Here is a 17,224-nt window from a genome sequence, read left to right as displayed (position 1 = left end):
TGCGGTCCTTATCCCATGACGGCCGGGCAGACACCCAGGCCGAGCGATGCATCGATGACCGCGCCACGCAGGATGCGCGCCTCCTCGCGACAGAGGTAGAAGCAGAGATCGGCGATCTCGCGCGGATGGATCAACCGCCCCCCCGGCAGCGAGGCTTCGAGCGCCTGCCTCTGCTCGGACGACAGCGCGTTCAAGGTACTGGCCTGGAACATCGGCGTATCGGTCGCGCCTGGACAGACGGTGAAGACATCGATGCCGGTACACGCGTAGGTGGCAGCCAACTGCCGGCCCAGGAACGCCACCGCCGCCTTGCTCATGCCGTCGGCCGCACGGAAGCGCGGGAAATGTGTGATGCCGCCATCCACCGAACTCATAAACAGGATCTTCCCGTGCCCGCGCGCCTGCATGCCGGGAATCAGATCTTCGCTCAACCACAACGGCCCGAGCGTATTGACGCGGAAGAACACCTCGTCCTGTTCCTTGTGGCTTGCCGCTGCACGCTCCACGGTCTTGGTGCCGACACCTGCGTTATGGATGACGATGTCGACAGGCTCGGTCAGGGCCTGCATGAAATGGGCGTGGCTATCGCGATCGCCAACATCCAGGACCCGTGCAACCACTCGATCGGCGCCATTCGCCTTTACCAGCGCGCCTGCGCGCAAGCGACTGTCTTCGCCCGGCCGATAGGTGAAGGTCACCTTGCACCCCGCCTGCGCAAAGACCTTGATCAGCTCGCTACCGATTCCGCCTGCGCCACCGGTGATCACGACATGCTTGTTCTCGAAGCAGGGAACGCTCATGCCAACACTCCTTGCGTCTCGGCATCGCTTGGTGCCGCAAGGCAGTGAGCCAAGGCCTCGCCCAGCCGGGCATAGTCGTCCAGCGTGTTGTACGCCTGCGCCGATATGCGGACCAACTGCCCCGCTGGCGTTGCCCAGGCGGCAACGGCGACATCGATCGCGTGCGCGTCGTACAGCCGATCCTGCAGTTGGGCGGCGGTGATCGTCGGAGCTTGGCACTCCATCAGCAACGCCACCATGCTGCCTACCATCGTCTCCGGCGCCACGCGCATCAACGGCAACGACTGTGCAAGACGCGCAGCTGCGCGGGTGGCCAATGCGTGGTTGCGTGCGTACAACGCGTCCAGTCCACCAGGCAGCAGCCCAGCCAGAAACTGCAGCGCTGCGGGAATGCAGAGCAGCGCGGTCGGATCCGAAGTGCCCAGCCAGTCGAATTCGAGATGCAGACGCGGCCGACGTGTCGCCGTATCGCCGTAACCGCGACTGATCACTGCCGGATGCAGGCCCTGCTGGCGATCGCCTCGCACATGCAGGAAACCCGCGCCGCGCGGGCTGCACAGCCATTTGTGGCAATCCCCTGCGTAGTAGGCCGCCCCAATGGCGCGAAGATCCAGCGCCAGCATGCCCGGTGCATGCGCACCGTCCACCAGCGTGTCGACGCCCATCGCATCCAGGCGCTGCACCAGTGCTGCGATCGGGAACACGATGGCGGTGGGGCTGCTGACGTGGTCCAGCACCGCCAAGCGTGTCCGCGCGGTCACGCGGCCGAGCACCGCATCGAGGATCTCATCGGGATGGCTGACAGGCACCTGTACCCTGGCAACCACCACCACGGCCCCGGTGGAACGCGCAATGAAATCCAGCAGATTGGCACAGGACAGATAGGCGTGATCGGTGGTGAGGATCTCATCGCCCGGCACGAAGACACGCGAGCGCAGCACCGCGCTCAACGCAGTGGTGACATTGGGGACAAGAGCCAGATCCTCGGGATCGGCGCCGATCACCTCGCACAGGGCCTGGCGAGCCTCGTCCAGCAACAGCGGAAGTTCGCGCAGGACAAACGCCGCGGGTTGACGTTCCATGCGCGCGCGCAGCTCGGCTTGCCGTTGCAGGACCATGACTGGACAGGCGCCCAACATGCCGTGATTGAGACAGCGCACGTCGGGATCCAACGCAAAGTGGCTCCGAAACGGGCTTGGACTGCGGTCCAGACCCCAGGTTGCTTGTTGCATGAAGAACTCCAGGTGACCCGGTCATCAGGCAGGCGGGTGGACACAGTTGGCGGAGCGGTGCCGGTCGATGAGCTGTAGCAGTGCGTCTCGGCCAGGTTGCGATGGCGGCATGGGCTGCACGCCCAATGCGCGCACGCGCGCCAGCACATTGGCACGCGCAAAGATCGCATCGGGTGGGTCCAGCATCCCTGTGCGGCGCGCCAGTGCCTGCCAGACCACTGCGTCATGGCGCGCAGCGGCGGCAATCTGCTGTAGCGTGATCTGCCCCTGCGGCGGCGTCGGCGGGGATGGGGCACCGGCCCACAGCGCGCTGCGCGCACGGTCCTGCAGGACGCTGTCGTCGTGCCACGGCCGAATCCACTGTTGCACGAGAGCATCGGCCTGCGCCGCGAAGCGATGCGGATCGTCCAAGCCGTCTTGCTGCACTAGATCGGCAAGCGCGAACGCATGACGCATCGCCAACGACATGCCGCGGGTATAGGTGGGATTGGTCGTGCACAACGCATCGCCAACGGCGACCACACCCAGCACCATCGGCTGCCCATCGGCCATGAAGTGTCGAAAGCGGTTCTCGCAGACAGGCCAGCGCAGCACGTCCGATACCGGCTCGCAGACGCCAGGCTGCAGCCACGCTGCGATGCCGGCGTGTTGCCGCGCCGCAGCGGTGAACAGCTCTGGCGCATCGAACGCATGCAGCGCCTTGTCGGCTTGCGGCACCATCAGGGTGATCGACGCGTAGCCATTGTCCGCAGGACAGACGATGCACCCGCTTGTGGCGGCATACCCACCTGCCGAGAATCCTGCATCCAGGCGAACCGCCGGTCGACGGATCAGGCGGTACCAGCGGGTGTAGTAGGCCAGCCCGCAGTTCTCAACTGTTTCCGAAGGCGTTGCAGCACCTGCGGCGTGCAGCCACTTGCAAAGCGCGGACCTGCGGCCAAGCGCATCGATGGTCAGATCCGCGCGCACCTCGCCGTTGGCGGTCTGCACGCCGTGCACCATCGCAGCCCCCTCCCCTTCAACAAGCAGCCCGCTTACCGCGGTCTGCGCGAGCACGGTGACGTTTGGCTCGACCAGCACGATCGGCCGCAACACCGTCTCGACGAAGGCCCGACGCACCGACAACCCGAACAGGTCCGGATCGTCGCAACGCGGAGTGGCGGCAAGGCCCTGTAACTGCGCACCGAAGGGCATTTCGATGGCGCCTGCGGCGATCAATGCGCTCCACACGTCCGGCGCACGCTCCCGCAGCGTCCGCCGCCCGAGCGCGGCCAGCGCGTGCGTATGCCTGGCGTGCGGCACACCCTTACGCCATCCGTCGCTGACCGACGCCTCACAGGCAGTCTCTGCAACACGCGCTGCATCAACCGCGTCCCGCTCGATCAATGTCACCCTGGCACCACTGCGCGCAAACGCCAGCGCACTCGTCAACCCCGCGATACTGCCGCCCAGCACGGCAATGTGCTTGCCTCTCATTGGGTGACGTCCTCGCCATGCCGGACAGCATCCAGCGACGGTAGGCAGTCCTTGCGCAACAGCAGCGAACGCACGGTCCACAGGTCGGAAAACACGCGATACTGCAGCGCGGTCTGGTCCAGGTAAGCGACCCCGGGCGATCCACCGGTACCTGCACGGTGACCGATGAAGCGCTCCACCATCCGCGCATGCCGCTGGCGCCAGATCAGCATGGCCTGTTCCAGCGCGATCACGCCTTCGAGTAGCTCGCGTGGCCAGGCCATCTGCGGCAGCTCGCGATAGCTTTCCACGAAGATCATGGCCGTGCGCACCCCACGGCGCTGCGCACGCACGTGTGCCGGCGCCGACGGATCTTCCTCTGCACGCAGGAAGGCCGCCGCATGCGCGTCTTCAAGTGCCAATCGCGAGCGTTGCTGATCGATGGCCTGCGGCGCCGTCCCGTTGTCCTGCGCCAACTTCAGGCGCCAGCGGCCTTCAGCACGCAGGGCATCGAGATAGCGCTGCGCGAACCGCTCGGCGACCGCCGGATCGGTCGATCCAGCGATCGGCAGACGTTCCAACCACGCGTACAGGCTTTGTTTGAGGCTGGGACCACCTGCGATCCGCGCCTCGAGACGGCGCGCCGATGTCGAAAGGGCGCCATCGGGCAGCCTGAGGGCATCCTTGAAAGAGTAGCCCTGCCCGGTGGCGAGACGGTCGGAATCCTCCAGACCCAGCAACACCTCGATCTCGCGCAGCTGAGCGGACTGGAAGCCGCTGGCAGGCGCCAGACGGCCGCGGAACTCCAGAAAATCGCGCGCCGTCATGGTCTCCATCAGCTTGAAATGCAGATTGGCCTGCTCGAACACCGCCGTTGCACGGCTCAGCGAGCGAACGGCGATGACGATACGTTCGTCGTCCGGCTGCAGTTCCTGCAGCAAGTCGCGTGTCGAGCCGAGCTCACGCAGGATGAGCTTGAACCACAACTCGTAGATCTGGTGCACTGCGATGAACAGCGCCTCGTCGTTGCCGACGGCCGTCTCGTCGTCTCCCAGCCCGCCCTGCAGCGACAATAATTGCTCCACCCTGATGTAGTCCCAGTAGTTCATTGCGCCACGCTCGGCTCCGGTCACGTGCACCGCGGCGCGCTCGGAAGTGCCTGCTGGCCGCTGAGTGAATGCAGGGCGCTCATGCGGCGGCGCTCCTCTTCAAACGCTCCCACCTGGCAAGATTGGCGTAGGCATTTTTCTGCAAGTCGCTCCAGATGCCAGTCTGGGCAATGGCCGGCTTGACCAGCAGTTCCAGTCGATGTCCGTTGGGATCCTGGAAGTACCAGGAACGCGCGAGCTCGGCATGGGTATCGTCACCGGCCACGTCATGGATCACCGGTCCCTCGACCCGGGTGCCGTGTGCGCGCAACCTGGATGCGATCGTTTCGGCACGCGCCTCATCGCTTACCTCCAGCGCCAGATGCTGCGCCCAGTCATCGGCAACCGGCACCATTGCATCGTCGCTTCCCAGGATGTCGAAGAAGCAGATGTAACTGCCGTCTTCCATTTCGAAGAAAATATTGTTGTTGATCGGACGTGCCCCGCTCGACGGCACGTGATCGATCATGGCAGCGGCAAACTTCAAGCCGATCACCTGCGTGTAGAACGCAACGGTCTCGCTGGCGTCCCTGCAGCGGTATCCGACGTGATGCAGTTTTTTCAACATGACCTAGCGCCTCTCGATTGGATGGAACCACTGCATGCAGGCATCCGCACATCACGCTGCAACCGAACGCGAAACCTGGAACCGATGGCATAGGAGAGCGCTAGCTCGCTTGCGTTCGGTCGACAAGCCTTTTGAGAAATCAGCCAATTCCCGGAGCGCAAACCTATGCCCATCGATCACACCGGTATGTGTCGTTGCTGCGAAAGAGTCTGGTGAGGTCGCGACAAACGCCAGATGTTTTTTAATATCGAAACTGCACAATTGCGCCCAGAATTTCAATCATGGAAAGGCAACCAGTTTTTCGGAATCCAGCACGGAGTAAGTTTTTTCACAATCCGCGATTGATCGCGATCACACAGGCCATTAAAAAAATCCTTCCCCATCGCAAAGCAAGCGCTGCGCGTCACCAAATCGCATGCCGACGATGATCTGATAGCTGTTACGCCTATTTACTACTAACGAAGTCGTCGAAGGTTTCGTCTCTCCATGCACTGGCCAGACGCTCGCTACGAAACGGACGTCGCAAACGGCGACATGGCCGCTGCCTGACCGATGCGGCGGGCGTGTACGCATCGGTATCGCGACCTGGCACGTCACCGCCTGGCCCAATAGTCACGCAGCCCGCCAGTAGGATGTCGATACCAATCGGCTGCGGCGTGGCGCACGCTGGCGTCGGTGAATCGGCACGCTTGCGGGGCGTCCGGTCAGTTGGCAGCAACTAGACTTAGGCCATGTCGCCGACGTCGTGCCGCACTGGCCGTACCTGTCCATGACATGCAGCCGCGTGCAGCGTGCCAGGTCGAACGCGATTGCGTCATCGTCCGTATCCGTTCACAGCGGTGGTCGGGTCAAGGCACTCAAGCGAGTCCTTCGCCGGCGCCCACATCTGGGTGCATTGCCATTGCGCCTGTCGTCGCCCGCGCCGCAGCGCGAGCGTGGAGCTTCCGTGTGAGGTCTCGTCGCCTTTTCTGCCGGGCGGCAGTTGCATGCGTCGCGACAACGGGTGGTCATCGCCTCCCAACCAGTGGATCTGCAGCAAGGACGGGCTCGCATTCCTTTAACGACGGGCCGTCCAACGATGTTCGCAGCGCGGGGACGCGTCGACAGGGGAGCCCGGGCAGCGCCCGGAGGCAGCAGCTCTGAATGTCACGCGGATGAACCGACCAAGACACCCTTGCTCCCCAGGGATGCGGGCGCCAGCCGCCAACGAGAGTCCAGGATCTGGCCACTCCTCGGCTAAACTGACGGCTCGCAGGCTGATGGCCCCACGGCCGCCGCAGCGCCGAGAGGGCGGGCACCATCGCAGCGTCGCTCGCGCGGTGTGCCCCCATCGTGTTTGCGCCAACTCGCCCCGATTCTGGAAGACCTTCTTGCAAAGCTCCAACGCCAAAGACACCTCCAAGCCCAGCACGTGTACTCCCGAGCACACTCCGCTGATGAAGCAGTTCTTCGCAGCCAAATCGGACTACCCCGATCTGCTGCTGTTCTTTCGCATGGGCGATTTCTACGAGCTGTTCTACGACGACGCGCGCAAGGCCGCGCGGCTGCTCGACATCACCCTGACCCAGCGCGGTAGCTCCGGCGGTGCGCCAATTCCCATGGCCGGGGTGCCGGTGCATGCATATGAAGGCTATCTGGCGCGCTTGGTGGCACTGGGCGAGTCGGTGGCGATCTGCGAGCAGATCGGCGACCCGGCGCTGGCCAAGGGGCTGGTCGAGCGCAAGGTGGTGCGCATCGTCACGCCAGGCACGGTCACCGACGAGGCACTGCTGGACGAACGTCGCGACACCTTGTTGATGGCGATCTCGCGCAGCAAGCAGGGCTACGGCCTGGCCTGGGCCGATCTGGCCGGCGGGCGCTTCCTGGTCAACAAAGTGGACAGCGCCGATGCGCTGGAAGCGGAAATCGCACGCCTGGAACCGGCCGAGCTGCTGGTGCCCGACGAAGACAACTGGCCGGACTTCCTGCGCGGGCGCATCGGCGTGCGGCGCCGGCCGCCGTGGCTGTTCGATGCCGACAGCGGACGCCGACAGCTGCTGGCGTTCTTCAAATTGCACGATCTGTCGGGCTTCGGCATCGACGACAAACCTTGCGCCACGGCTGCCGCCGGCGCGCTGCTGGGCTATGTCGAAGAGACCCAGAAACAGCGCTTGCCGCACCTGACCTCGATCGCGATAGAGGTGGCCAGCGAGGCCATCTCGATGAACGCGGCCACGCGCCGGCATCTGGAGCTGGATACGCGCGTCGATGGCGATACCCGCAACACCTTGCTCGGCGTACTGGACAGCACCGTCACGCCGATGGGCGGGCGTCTGCTCCGGCGCTGGCTGCACCGTCCGCTGCGCCTGCGCGATGTGCTGGTGCAGCGCCACCATGCGGTTGGCACGTTGATCGATGCAGGTGCCGATGCCGATCTGCGCGAAGCCTTCCGTGCGCTCGGCGATCTGGAACGCATCCTGACCCGCGTGGCGTTGCGCTCGGCGCGGCCGCGCGATTTCTCCACCTTGCGCGATGGCCTGGCGCTGTTGCCGAAGGTGCGCGCAATCCTGGCGCCGTTGGATTCGCCGCGCCTGCAGACGCTGCATGCCGAACTCGGCGAGCACGATGCCACCGCGCATCTGTTGATCAGCGCAGTGGCCGAGATCCCGCCGCTCAAGCTCAGCGACGGCGGCGTCATCGCCACCGGCTACGACGCCGATCTGGATGAGCTGCGTCGTTTGTCCACCAATGCCGATCAATTCTTGATCGACCTGGAACAACGCGAGCGCGCCAGCAGCGGCATCGCCACGCTCAAGGTCGGCTACAACCGCGTGCACGGCTACTACATCGAGATCAGCAAGGGCCAGGCGGACAAAGCCCCGTTGCACTACAGCCGCCGGCAGACGTTGACCAACGCCGAGCGCTACATCACCGAAGAACTCAAGAGCTTCGAAGACAAGGTGCTGTCGGCACGCGAGCGTTCGCTATCGCGCGAAAAACTGCTGTACGAAGGCCTGCTCGATGCGCTTGGCACCGAGCTGGAAGGTCTCAAGCGCTGCGCAGGTGCACTCAGCGAACTGGATGTGTTGGCCGGCTTTGCCGAACGCGCGCAGGCGCTGGATTGGTCGCAACCGGAGCTCGACAACGCGCCGTGCCTGCGTATCGAACGCGGCCGTCACCCGGTCGTGGAGGCGGTACGCGAACAACCATTCGAACCCAACGATCTGGACCTGCACGGCGATCGTCGCATGCTGGTGATCACCGGCCCGAACATGGGCGGTAAATCGACCTATATGCGGCAGAACGCACTGATCGTGTTGTTGGCGCATATCGGCAGCTACGTGCCGGCCAGCCGTGCGGTGATCGGGCCGATCGACCGCATCCTCACCCGCATCGGCGCCGGCGACGACCTGGCGCGCGGGCAGTCCACCTTCATGGTGGAAATGGCTGAAACCAGCTACATCCTGCATCACGCCACGCCGCAGTCGCTGGTGCTGATGGACGAGATCGGCCGCGGTACCTCCACCTACGATGGCCTGGCACTGGCCGATGCCGTCGCACGCCATCTGGCGCACACCAATCGCTGCTACACGCTGTTTGCCACGCATTATTTCGAGCTCACCGCGCTGGCCGACCAATCGCATGCCGGCGGCGCCAGTGGCATCGCCAACGTGCATCTGGACGCAGTCGAACACGGCGAGCGCCTGGTGTTCATGCACGCAGTGAAAGATGGCCCGGCCAATCGCAGTTTCGGCCTGCAGGTGGCCGCGCTGGCCGGCCTGCCCAAGGCGGCGGTGACGCAGGCGCGCCGACGCTTGGTGGAACTGGAACAACGCGGCGGCGAAAGCCACAGCGCGCAGATGGCGCCCACCGCGCTGGATGCGCCGCAACAGTTCGGGCTGTTCACCGCCCCCTCCTCCGCTGCACAGGAAGCCTTGCAGGCGCTGGATCCGGATGAGCTCACCCCCAAGCAGGCGCTGGAGGCGCTGTATCGGTTGAAGGCGTTGCTTTGAGGGGCCGGGATTTGGGAATCGGGAATCGGGAATCGGGAATCGGGAATCGGGAATCGTAGGAGCGTAGCTGCGTGACTTTCGCTTGCTGCGTGTGCGGATGCATTGCCTCGCAGGAATCGGAAATCGATTTTGATGCTGCGTTGCGGGATTTGTTCGCTGATTTTGGAAGTGGTGACGGCATGGTTGCGGGCTGCCAAGTCCTGCATCGTGCCGTGCGTAAAGCGCTTCGGGTGCAGCTGGCTGGATTGATCTGTCGGCGTGACCGGCGCACCCTGCCGCAACGCTTCGCCAGACAGGAAACCTTCCGATGATCATGTCCGCTTCGTTGACCCACCAACTCGCCGCGCAATTGCAGGGTCCGCCGCTGCAGCAACTCGCCGGCCGCCTGGGCATTGCGCCAGAGCAGGCGCAGTCGGCAGTGCAGGCCGCGCTGCCATTGCTGATGGGGGCGCTGGGCCGCAATAGCCAGCAGGCCGGTGGCACCGACGCGTTGCTGGGCGCACTGCAACGCGACCATGCTGCCAGTCCAGACCTCGGCAGCTTGCTCGGCTCGCTATTGGGCGGTTCGGCCACCGGTGCGCAAGGCAACGGTGCCGGCATCGTCGGCCATCTGTTCGGCGACAAGGCGCCGCAGGCCGCTGCCGGCCTGGGCCAGGCCACCGGGCTGGAGACCAGTAAGGCCAGTCAGTTATTGCAGCTGCTTGCCCCGATCGTGATGGCGTATCTGGCCAAGCGCTTTCTGGGCGGCGATGCCGCAGCCAGCGGCCAGCTCGGGCCTGCGCTGGCACAGGAACATCAGCAGGCGCGCAGCCATCCCGGTGCCGGCGGGCTACTGGCCAGCGTGCTGGACCAGGACGGCGACGGGCAGCTGGGTCTGGGCGATGTCATGAAGCTGGGCGGCAGCCTGTTCGGCAAACGCTGAGCCAGCAGGTCAACCGGGCGGCGGCCCCAGTTGCAGATGCGGATGACGGCCTGCCCCCATGCAATCGGCATGCGGCACGCCGGTTGGGCACCGGCGTGCTATCCATAGTGGCACGCTATCGATATGGTTGAATAATTCGAATTCACCAAATGATCGATGCTCCATATCGTGTGCGCAACGCCACCGTGATGAGTCCGCCTGATGCGTGTCCCTGCCACCTCTGCCCGCTCGCGGTCGACCTATTCCGGGCCTCCAGGCAGGCGCTAGCATCGACGAACACAGCGGCCACGCCAGGCCGGCATCGCTCGCAACTTCCCGCAGCCCCGATGACTCAGCCTTAAGCCCCATCCGCCACTTCGACTCCAACAGCACGTGTCTGCAACCTTCGGCACGCAGCTCCCCAAGTGCCCTTGCACATAGGTATTGCCATGACCACCGAAGCAAAGTGCCCGCTCAACCACGCCGTCGTCGGTACCGGAACCACCAATCGCGATTGGTGGCCCAAGCAGCTGCGCGTGGATCTGCTCAGCCAGCATTCGAGCAAATCCAATCCGCTGGGCCAGTCGTTCAACTATGCCGACGCGTTCAAGCGCCTGGACCTGCAGGCGCTCAAGCGGGACCTGCATGCGTTGATGACCGATTCGCAGGAGTGGTGGCCGGCCGACTTCGGCCATTACGGCCCGCTGTTCGTGCGCATGGCCTGGCATAGCGCCGGCACCTATCGCATCGGCGACGGACGTGGCGGTGGCGGACGTGGGCAGCAACGCTTCGCCCCCCTCAACAGCTGGCCGGACAACGTCAGCCTGGACAAGGCGCGTCGCCTGCTATGGCCGATCAAGCAGAAATACGGCCAGGCCATTTCCTGGGCCGATTTGATGATTCTTACCGGCAACGTCGCGCTGGAATCGATGGGCTTCAAGACGTTCGGCTTCGCCGGCGGTCGCGAAGACACCTGGGAGCCGGATCAGGATCTGTACTGGGGTCGCGAAACCAAGTGGCTGGGTGGCGACGACCGCTATTCGCGCGGCTCGCCCGGCGTGGACGAAGCGCACGGGGTGCTGGTGAAGGACGACGACAGCCAGGTGCCGCATACCCGCGACCTGGAAAACCCGCTGGCCGCCGTGCAGATGGGCCTGATCTACGTCAATCCGGAAGGCCCGGACGGCAACCCCGACCCGATCGCCTCCGCACGCGACATCCGCGACACCTTCGCGCGCATGGCCATGAACGATGAAGAGACCGTGGCGTTGATCGCCGGCGGCCACACCTTCGGCAAGACCCACGGTGCCGGCCCGGCCGACAACGTGGGCGCCGAACCCGAAGCTGGCGAACTGGAAAGCCAGGGCTTGGGCTGGCATAACCGCTACGGCAGCGGCAAGGGCGCCGACACCATCACCAGCGGCCTGGAAGTCACCTGGACCACCACGCCGGCGCAGTGGAGCAACGACTACTTCGACCATCTGTTCGGTTTCGAGTGGGAGCTGAGCAAGAGCCCGGCCGGCGCGCACCAGTGGGTGGCCAAGAACGCCGACGCCGTCATTCCCGATGCGCACGACGCCTCCAGGAAGCATCGCCCGACGATGCTGACCACCGATCTGGCGCTGCGCTTCGACCCCGCGTACGAAGCCATCTCGCGGCGTTTCCAGCAGCATCCCGAACAATTCGCCGATGCCTTCGCACGCGCGTGGTTCAAGCTCACCCACCGCGACATGGGCCCACGCGCACGCTACCTGGGTGCGGACGTGCCTGCCGAAGAGCTGATCTGGCAAGACCCGGTGCCGGCGGTCGATCACGCCCTGGTCGACGCGCAGGATGCCGCCGCGCTCAAGCAGACCATCCTGGCCTCGGGCCTGAGCGTGGCGCAGCTGGTGTCCACCGCGTGGGCGTCTGCCTCCACGTTCCGCGGCTCGGACAAGCGTGGCGGCGCCAACGGTGCGCGCATCCGCCTGGCCCCGCAGAAGGATTGGCAGGCCAATCAGCCCGAGCAACTGGCCAAGGTGCTCGCGACGCTGCAACGCATCCAGGCCGACTTCAACGCCGCGCACCCGGGTGGCAAGAAGATTTCGCTGGCCGACCTGATCGTGCTGGCCGGTAATGCGGCGGTCGAACACGCGGCGCAGGCCGCCGGCCACCAGGTCACCGTGCCGTTCGCACCCGGCCGTACCGATGCGTCGCAGGAACAGACCGATGTGGAATCCTTCGCCGTGCTCGAACCGGTGGCCGATGGCTTCCGCAACTTCGCCAAGCGCCGCTACGCAGTGCCGGCCGAGGCGCTGTTGATCGACAAGGCCCAGCTGCTCACCCTCACCGCACCGGAGTTGACCGTGCTGGTCGGCGGCCTGCGCGTGCTGGGCGCCAATGTCGGCGACTCGAAGCATGGCGTGTTCACCAGCCGCCCCGGTGTATTGAGCAACGACTTCTTCGCCAACCTGCTCGACATGCGCACCGAGTGGAAGGCCACCTCGGAGGCGAAGGATGCCTACGAAGGCCGCGACCGCAGTACCGGTGAACTTCGCTGGACCGGCACGCGCGTGGACCTGGTGTTCGGCTCCAACTCCATCCTGCGTGCAGTGGCCGAGGTCTATGCCAGCGCCGATGCGCAGGAGAAGTTCGTGCATGACTTCGTTGCTGCCTGGACCAAGGTGATGCAGCTGGATCGCTTCGATCTGGCCTAAGCGTCTTCACTCATGCGCACCTGCCAACACGCAGGTGCGCGAGCCCGCACACAAACGCCCCGATCAACGGGGCGTTTGCGTTTGCGGGGTCTATTGCATGAGCGCTTGTTGCGACAGCGCGCTACAACGCGTCGATATCGCCCAATGCCGTGATCAGGCGGCGCGCGCGCTTGTCCGGTTTACCCTCGGGCGCACGGTAGCCGGTACGCTCGGCAGCGCGCTGCAGGCGCCATTGCGCGCGGGCCTCGCGCGAACCGTCGCTCTCGATGTAGAGCGCCTGCGCCACCGGCGCCGGGCCGCGTACATCGCTGAGCGCGGCAACGGTGATCTCGAAGATTTCGCCGCCGCGGTCGATACGCAGTTGTTCGCCGCTGCGCAGCGCGCGCGACGGCTTTGGACGCTGGCCGGCCACGTCGACCTTGCCGGTCTCCACTGCGTTCTTGGCCAGGCTGCGCGTCTTGAAAAAGCGCGCTGCCCAGAGCCAGACATCCAGCCTGACCGTCATCGCCTGCTCCAGCTCTAGATTCATTCGTCTTGCGGTCTCGTGTCGTGCGGTGGCTCGCGCAGTACGCATTGCATGCGTGCCAATGCTGCGATCTTGCGCAGACGCCAGCGTGGTTGCCGGCGTCGTCCTCGCCAATGGCGTGCGCCACACCCGATGTTTGGGCAACGGCTGCGAAACTCAAGCGGGCAGGACCAGGCCCGACCTGGCCTGCACCGCAGGGCGTCACCGCCGGCGGATGCCCTCCTCCGCTAGGTGTTCGCTGTGGCCACGGTGCGCGGCATGTCCGGGTTTGGATGCGCCGCGATCAACGCGTCGTCGGCGACGTTGGCGCGCAGCACCGCAGGCCGGGCGGCATGCCGTTGCGCGAAGGCGGTAAACGCAGGGCGCGGTTCCAGCATGCCGGTACGCGTGTAGAACCCCACCACCGCCGCCATGTACAGGTCGGCCGCGCTGAAGCGGTCGCCGGCCAGATGCTCGCGGCCCGCGACCGCCTGTTCCAGGGTGTGCAGAAGGTCCGCTTCGTGGCCGTAGCCGGCGCTGCGTGCCGGTGCCAGCACGCCGCTTTCCTTCGCGGTCAGCAGCGCCTCCACTGGGCCGGCCAGGAAAAACAGCCAACGGTAATAATCGGCGCGCGCCGGCGATCCCGGCGGCGGCGCCAGGTGCCGCTCCGGCACCAGGTCGGCCAGGTAGGCACAGATCGCCGCATTCTCGGTAACGACCGTGTCGCCATGACGCAGCGCCGGCACCTTGCCCATCGGGTTGATCGCCAGATAGTCCGGCGCCTTCATCGTGGTGCCGTAGTCGAGGATGACCGCCTGGTACGGCAGGCCGGTTTCCTCCAGCATCCAGCGGGCGACACGGCCGCGTGACAATGGGTGGGTGTGGAGCACGATCTCGGTGGACATGGGCAGACTTCGGTGGTGGACAGCCTGCAGTCTGGTCCTGCCTTGCTGACAGGTGCTGTCAGCAGTCGGCTCCGTAGCCGGTCGCCGCGCGCCAGCGCTTGATCAGCAGATGCCGGCGCGAGGGATAGCGTTCGCCGTCGTCGGCCAGGGCCAGCACCCGGTCGGCACGGAAGTGGCGGAAATCGCCGCGCAATTCGCACCACGCGGCGATCATGCCGTAGCCGCCGAGAAAGGCCATCGCGAACGGCCAGACCCGCCGTTGCGAGGCAGTACCTTCGGCATCGGCGTAGTCCACCCGCAGCACGTGTTCGAGCCGGATGCCGCGACGCAGGATCGGCAGCCACGGTGCGGGCGGTTGCGCGGCATCGGCCGCGGGCACCAGCAGCCCGCTCGTCTCGATCGATGCGCGCAAGTTGCCGGGCAGCGTGGCGGTGATACGCGCCACCGCGCGCTGCGCTGCCTGCGCCAGTTCCGGATCGGCCTGGCGCTCCACCCAGCGCGCGCCCAGGGTCAGGGCCTCCAGTTCGTCCTCGGTGAAATTCAGTGCCGGCAGCAGGAAGCCTGGACGCAACACGTAGCCCACCCCGGGATCGCCAATGATGTCGGCGCCCTGCGCGCGCAAGGTGGCGATATCGCGGTACAACGTGCGCAGGCTGACGCCCAGCGCAGTGGCGAGCTGGGCACCGGCCACGGGCCGACGCCGTGCGCGCAGGGCGTCGAGCAGATGCAGCAAACGGGTCGCACGAATTTCCATCGCGACAGCATAGTGGGCTTTGCGTCCTTGCTACTTTGGGCCGCATGGCGCTCGCGCATTCGGGTCTTAGAGCGACTAACAACACGTAGCGAGCAGCTGTCAGGTGGACGCGGACGGCGCGCAGGAACCGGAGTGTACGGGTGGTACATGAGGATTCCGAGCACCGGCCGCGCCCGCCTGGCGGCTGCGCAGTAGTTTTGTTAGCCGTTCTTAGACGAACGGGCGCATCCATAGGTGTCCAACTGCGATGCAGCGATCGGCCGGCGCATCGGCAGGCCAGCCGGCGACCACGTCCGACCATGGCTGCGGCCAGCCCAGACCTGCATCCCCAGTCCTCGCCAGGCCCGCCTGCCGCATTGCCTAGGCAGGCACACGCCTGCGGCTGCTTTGCATGCCGCTGCCAGACAAGGCGCGCAGCGTGCTCCACGATCGGCGCGCCCCACGCCGCCTCGCCGCATGCGCTGCATTCGGGCTCACCCGGGCAATGCTAGTGTCCGCACCTTCTGCGCGACGATACGACTGCGATGCCCAAATCCGCTGTCCTGACCGAAGGCCCGATCGGCAAGAATCTGCTGTTGTTCGCACTGCCGATCATGGCCGGCAACATCGCCCAGTCGCTCAACGGATCGATCAACGCGATCTGGATCGGCCGCTATCTCGGCGAAGAAGCGCTGACCGCGGCGGCCAATGCCAACAGCATCATGTTCTTCCTGATCGGCTCGGTGTTCGGCATCGGCATGGCCTCGACCATCCTGATCGGCCAGGCGATGGGCGCGCGCGATATCGCCTAGGCGCGCAAGGTGATGGGCACCAGCGCGAGCTTTTTCGGCGGGCTGTCGGCCGTGATCGCCGTGCTCGGCTGGTACCTGGCGCCGCATTTGCTGAGCGCCATGGGCACGCCCGCCGCCTCGCAAACCCTGGCCGAAGACTATCTGCGGGTGATCTTCCTGGCGATGCCCACGCTGTATCTGTTCGCGTTCCTCTCGGCCGCCTTGCGCGGCACCGGCGATGCACGCACGCCGTTCCGGTTCCTGTTGCTGTCGGTGCTGCTGGATATCGTGTTCAACCCGCTGCTGTTGTTCGGTATCGGCCCGTTTCCGGCATTGGGCATTGCCGGCGCGGCCTGGGCCACGTTGATCGCGCAGGTCGTCGCACTGGCTGGGTTGCTGGTGTATTTACGCAAGAAACGCCATGTCTTGTGGCTAGGCCGGAGCGACGTGCGGCTGTTTCGCATCGACCCAGCCATCCTGCGCGCGTTGATCGTCAAAGGCGTGCCGATGGGTCTGCAGATGGTGATGATCTCGCTGTCGATGATCGCCATGTTGTCGTTGGTCAATGGTTTCGGCACCGAAACCGCTGCCGCATTCGGCGCAGGATTGCAGCTATGGAACTATGTGCAGATGCCGGCCATGGCGGTGGGCGCAGCGTGTTCGTCGATGGCCGCCCAGAATGTGGGTGCCGGCCTGTGGTCGCGCGTGGATGCGGTCGCACGTACCGGCATCGCCGCCAATTTCCTGATGACAGGCCTGCTGATCGTGCTGCTGATCCTGTTCGATCGCTGGACCTTGGCCCTGTTTCTGCCCGAAGGCAGCGCCACGCTGGAGGTTGCCCGGCACCTCAACCACATTGCGATCTGGTCGTTCCTGCTGTTCGGTGTCAGCTTCGTGGTCTCGGGCGTGGTGCGCGCCACCGGTGCGGTGATTCCGCCGTTGTTGATCCTGGCGTTTTCGCTATGGGGCGTGCGCGTGCCATTGGCCAACGTGCTGCTGCCGCATCTGGGGGCCGATGCGGTGTGGTGGAGCTTTCCGATCAGTTCGGCCTGTTCGATGCTGCTGTCGCTGGCGTACTACCGCTGGGGCGGCTGGCGCAAGGCGCGCATGCTGAGCGCACCCACGCATCCGTCGGAACTTGCGGCAGCAGCGGAAGTGCCGGCGCATCCGGCCTCGCCGGTCGCCGACCCGGCCCCGCTCACCGATGCACTAGGCGGACAGCAATTACCGCGGACGCCGCAGCGTTAGTCGCGTTTGCCGCAGGCGTACCGTCCGGTCCGCAGCCACCGCGGGTGCATGCGCTTGCAACCGTCGTGGGATCAGGGTGGCCAGCCTCCATACCTCGACCACCCTGATCGAGAGCACGGGTTGCTGGACGCATTCGCTCAAGGCGCGGTGTGCAGCATGCGTGGATGCCGCAATCGAACAGGCATTCCCACAAACGCAAACAGCCGCTCGAAGGCGGCTGTTTGGCAGTGGCGGGACAGGCCCGCCAATG

12 protein-coding genes, 1 other RNA gene and 1 pseudogene are annotated in these 17,224 nt (G+C 65.4%); 5 read left to right on the top strand and 9 right to left on the bottom strand.

Translation table 11 applies throughout. From position 1 onward, the window contains the following. Positions 1-8: 8 nt before the first annotated feature. From FLG15_RS06330 to FLG15_RS06310, 5 genes are all read right to left on the bottom strand, one after another. Positions 9-800: an SDR family oxidoreductase gene (locus FLG15_RS06330; RefSeq protein WP_057678385.1), complete on the bottom strand. Its 792-nt coding sequence runs from the start codon at positions 798-800 to the stop codon at positions 9-11. After that, positions 797-1,882, bottom strand: a complete 1,086-nt coding sequence (locus tag FLG15_RS06325) for an aminotransferase class V-fold PLP-dependent enzyme (RefSeq protein ID WP_232782269.1) — start codon at positions 1,880-1,882, stop codon at positions 797-799. Before FLG15_RS06325 ends, FLG15_RS06330 begins: the two co-directional genes overlap by 4 nt. A gap of 174 nt (positions 1,883-2,056) precedes the next feature. Beyond that, on the bottom strand, positions 2,057-3,508 hold the full coding sequence (locus FLG15_RS06320) for an FAD-dependent oxidoreductase (RefSeq protein WP_150145700.1): 1,452 nt from the start codon (positions 3,506-3,508) through the stop codon (positions 2,057-2,059). Next, complete coding sequence (locus FLG15_RS06315) at positions 3,505-4,596, bottom strand: tryptophan 2,3-dioxygenase family protein (RefSeq protein ID WP_057678387.1); 1,092 nt, start codon at positions 4,594-4,596, stop codon at positions 3,505-3,507. Before FLG15_RS06315 ends, FLG15_RS06320 begins: the two co-directional genes overlap by 4 nt. Before the next feature lie 79 nt (positions 4,597-4,675). Further along, on the bottom strand, positions 4,676-5,203 hold the full coding sequence (locus FLG15_RS06310; protein WP_057678388.1) for a VOC family protein: 528 nt from the start codon (positions 5,201-5,203) through the stop codon (positions 4,676-4,678). 1,370 nt (positions 5,204-6,573) lie between these two features. Between FLG15_RS06310 and mutS the strand changes: the two genes are divergently transcribed. The 4 genes from mutS (at position 6,574) to katG (ending at position 12,792) form a co-directional block, all read left to right on the top strand. Beyond that, positions 6,574-9,195 carry a DNA mismatch repair protein MutS gene (gene mutS, locus FLG15_RS06305; RefSeq protein ID WP_150145698.1) on the top strand — a complete coding sequence of 874 codons (2,622 nt, stop codon included), beginning with the start codon at positions 6,574-6,576 and terminating at the stop codon, positions 9,193-9,195. 71 nt (positions 9,196-9,266) lie between these two features. Beyond that, positions 9,267-9,506, top strand: a complete 240-nt coding sequence (locus FLG15_RS06300; RefSeq protein ID WP_139790903.1) for a hypothetical protein — start codon at positions 9,267-9,269, stop codon at positions 9,504-9,506. Then, positions 9,503-10,117, top strand: a complete 615-nt coding sequence (locus tag FLG15_RS06295; protein ID WP_057686995.1) for a DUF937 domain-containing protein — start codon at positions 9,503-9,505, stop codon at positions 10,115-10,117. The genes FLG15_RS06300 and FLG15_RS06295 overlap by 4 nt, the downstream gene beginning before the upstream one ends. A gap of 428 nt (positions 10,118-10,545) precedes the next feature. Beyond that, a complete protein-coding gene (gene katG / locus FLG15_RS06290; RefSeq protein ID WP_057686996.1) occupies positions 10,546-12,792 on the top strand; it encodes a catalase/peroxidase HPI in 2,247 nt (748 codons plus the stop codon). Positions 12,793-12,913: 121 nt separating this feature from the next. Here the strand turns inward: katG and FLG15_RS06285 are convergent, their stop codons facing one another. From FLG15_RS06285 to FLG15_RS06270, 4 genes are all read right to left on the bottom strand, one after another. Then, positions 12,914-13,321, bottom strand: a complete 408-nt coding sequence (locus FLG15_RS06285; protein ID WP_057680056.1) for an RNA-binding S4 domain-containing protein — start codon at positions 13,319-13,321, stop codon at positions 12,914-12,916. Positions 13,322-13,545: 224 nt separating this feature from the next. Then, a complete protein-coding gene (locus FLG15_RS06280; protein WP_150145696.1) occupies positions 13,546-14,202 on the bottom strand; it encodes a glutathione S-transferase family protein in 657 nt (218 codons plus the stop codon). A gap of 58 nt (positions 14,203-14,260) precedes the next feature. Further along, on the bottom strand, positions 14,261-14,956 hold the full coding sequence (locus FLG15_RS06275; protein WP_057680054.1) for a helix-turn-helix transcriptional regulator: 696 nt from the start codon (positions 14,954-14,956) through the stop codon (positions 14,261-14,263). Positions 14,957-15,029: 73 nt separating this feature from the next. Further along, a non-coding RNA gene (locus FLG15_RS06270) (sX9 sRNA) lies at positions 15,030-15,105 on the bottom strand. Positions 15,106-15,480: 375 nt separating this feature from the next. Between FLG15_RS06270 and FLG15_RS06265 the strand changes: the two are divergent. Beyond that, positions 15,481-16,974 (top strand): annotated as a pseudogene (locus FLG15_RS06265) (MATE family efflux transporter). Positions 16,975-17,224 lie beyond the last annotated feature (250 nt).

Origin of the sequence: Xanthomonas phaseoli pv. dieffenbachiae, from assembly GCF_008639345.1 — a bacterium.
GTDB lineage: Bacteria > Pseudomonadota > Gammaproteobacteria > Xanthomonadales > Xanthomonadaceae > Xanthomonas > Xanthomonas phaseoli.
This window is presented reverse-complemented; position numbering and strand designations above follow the sequence as displayed.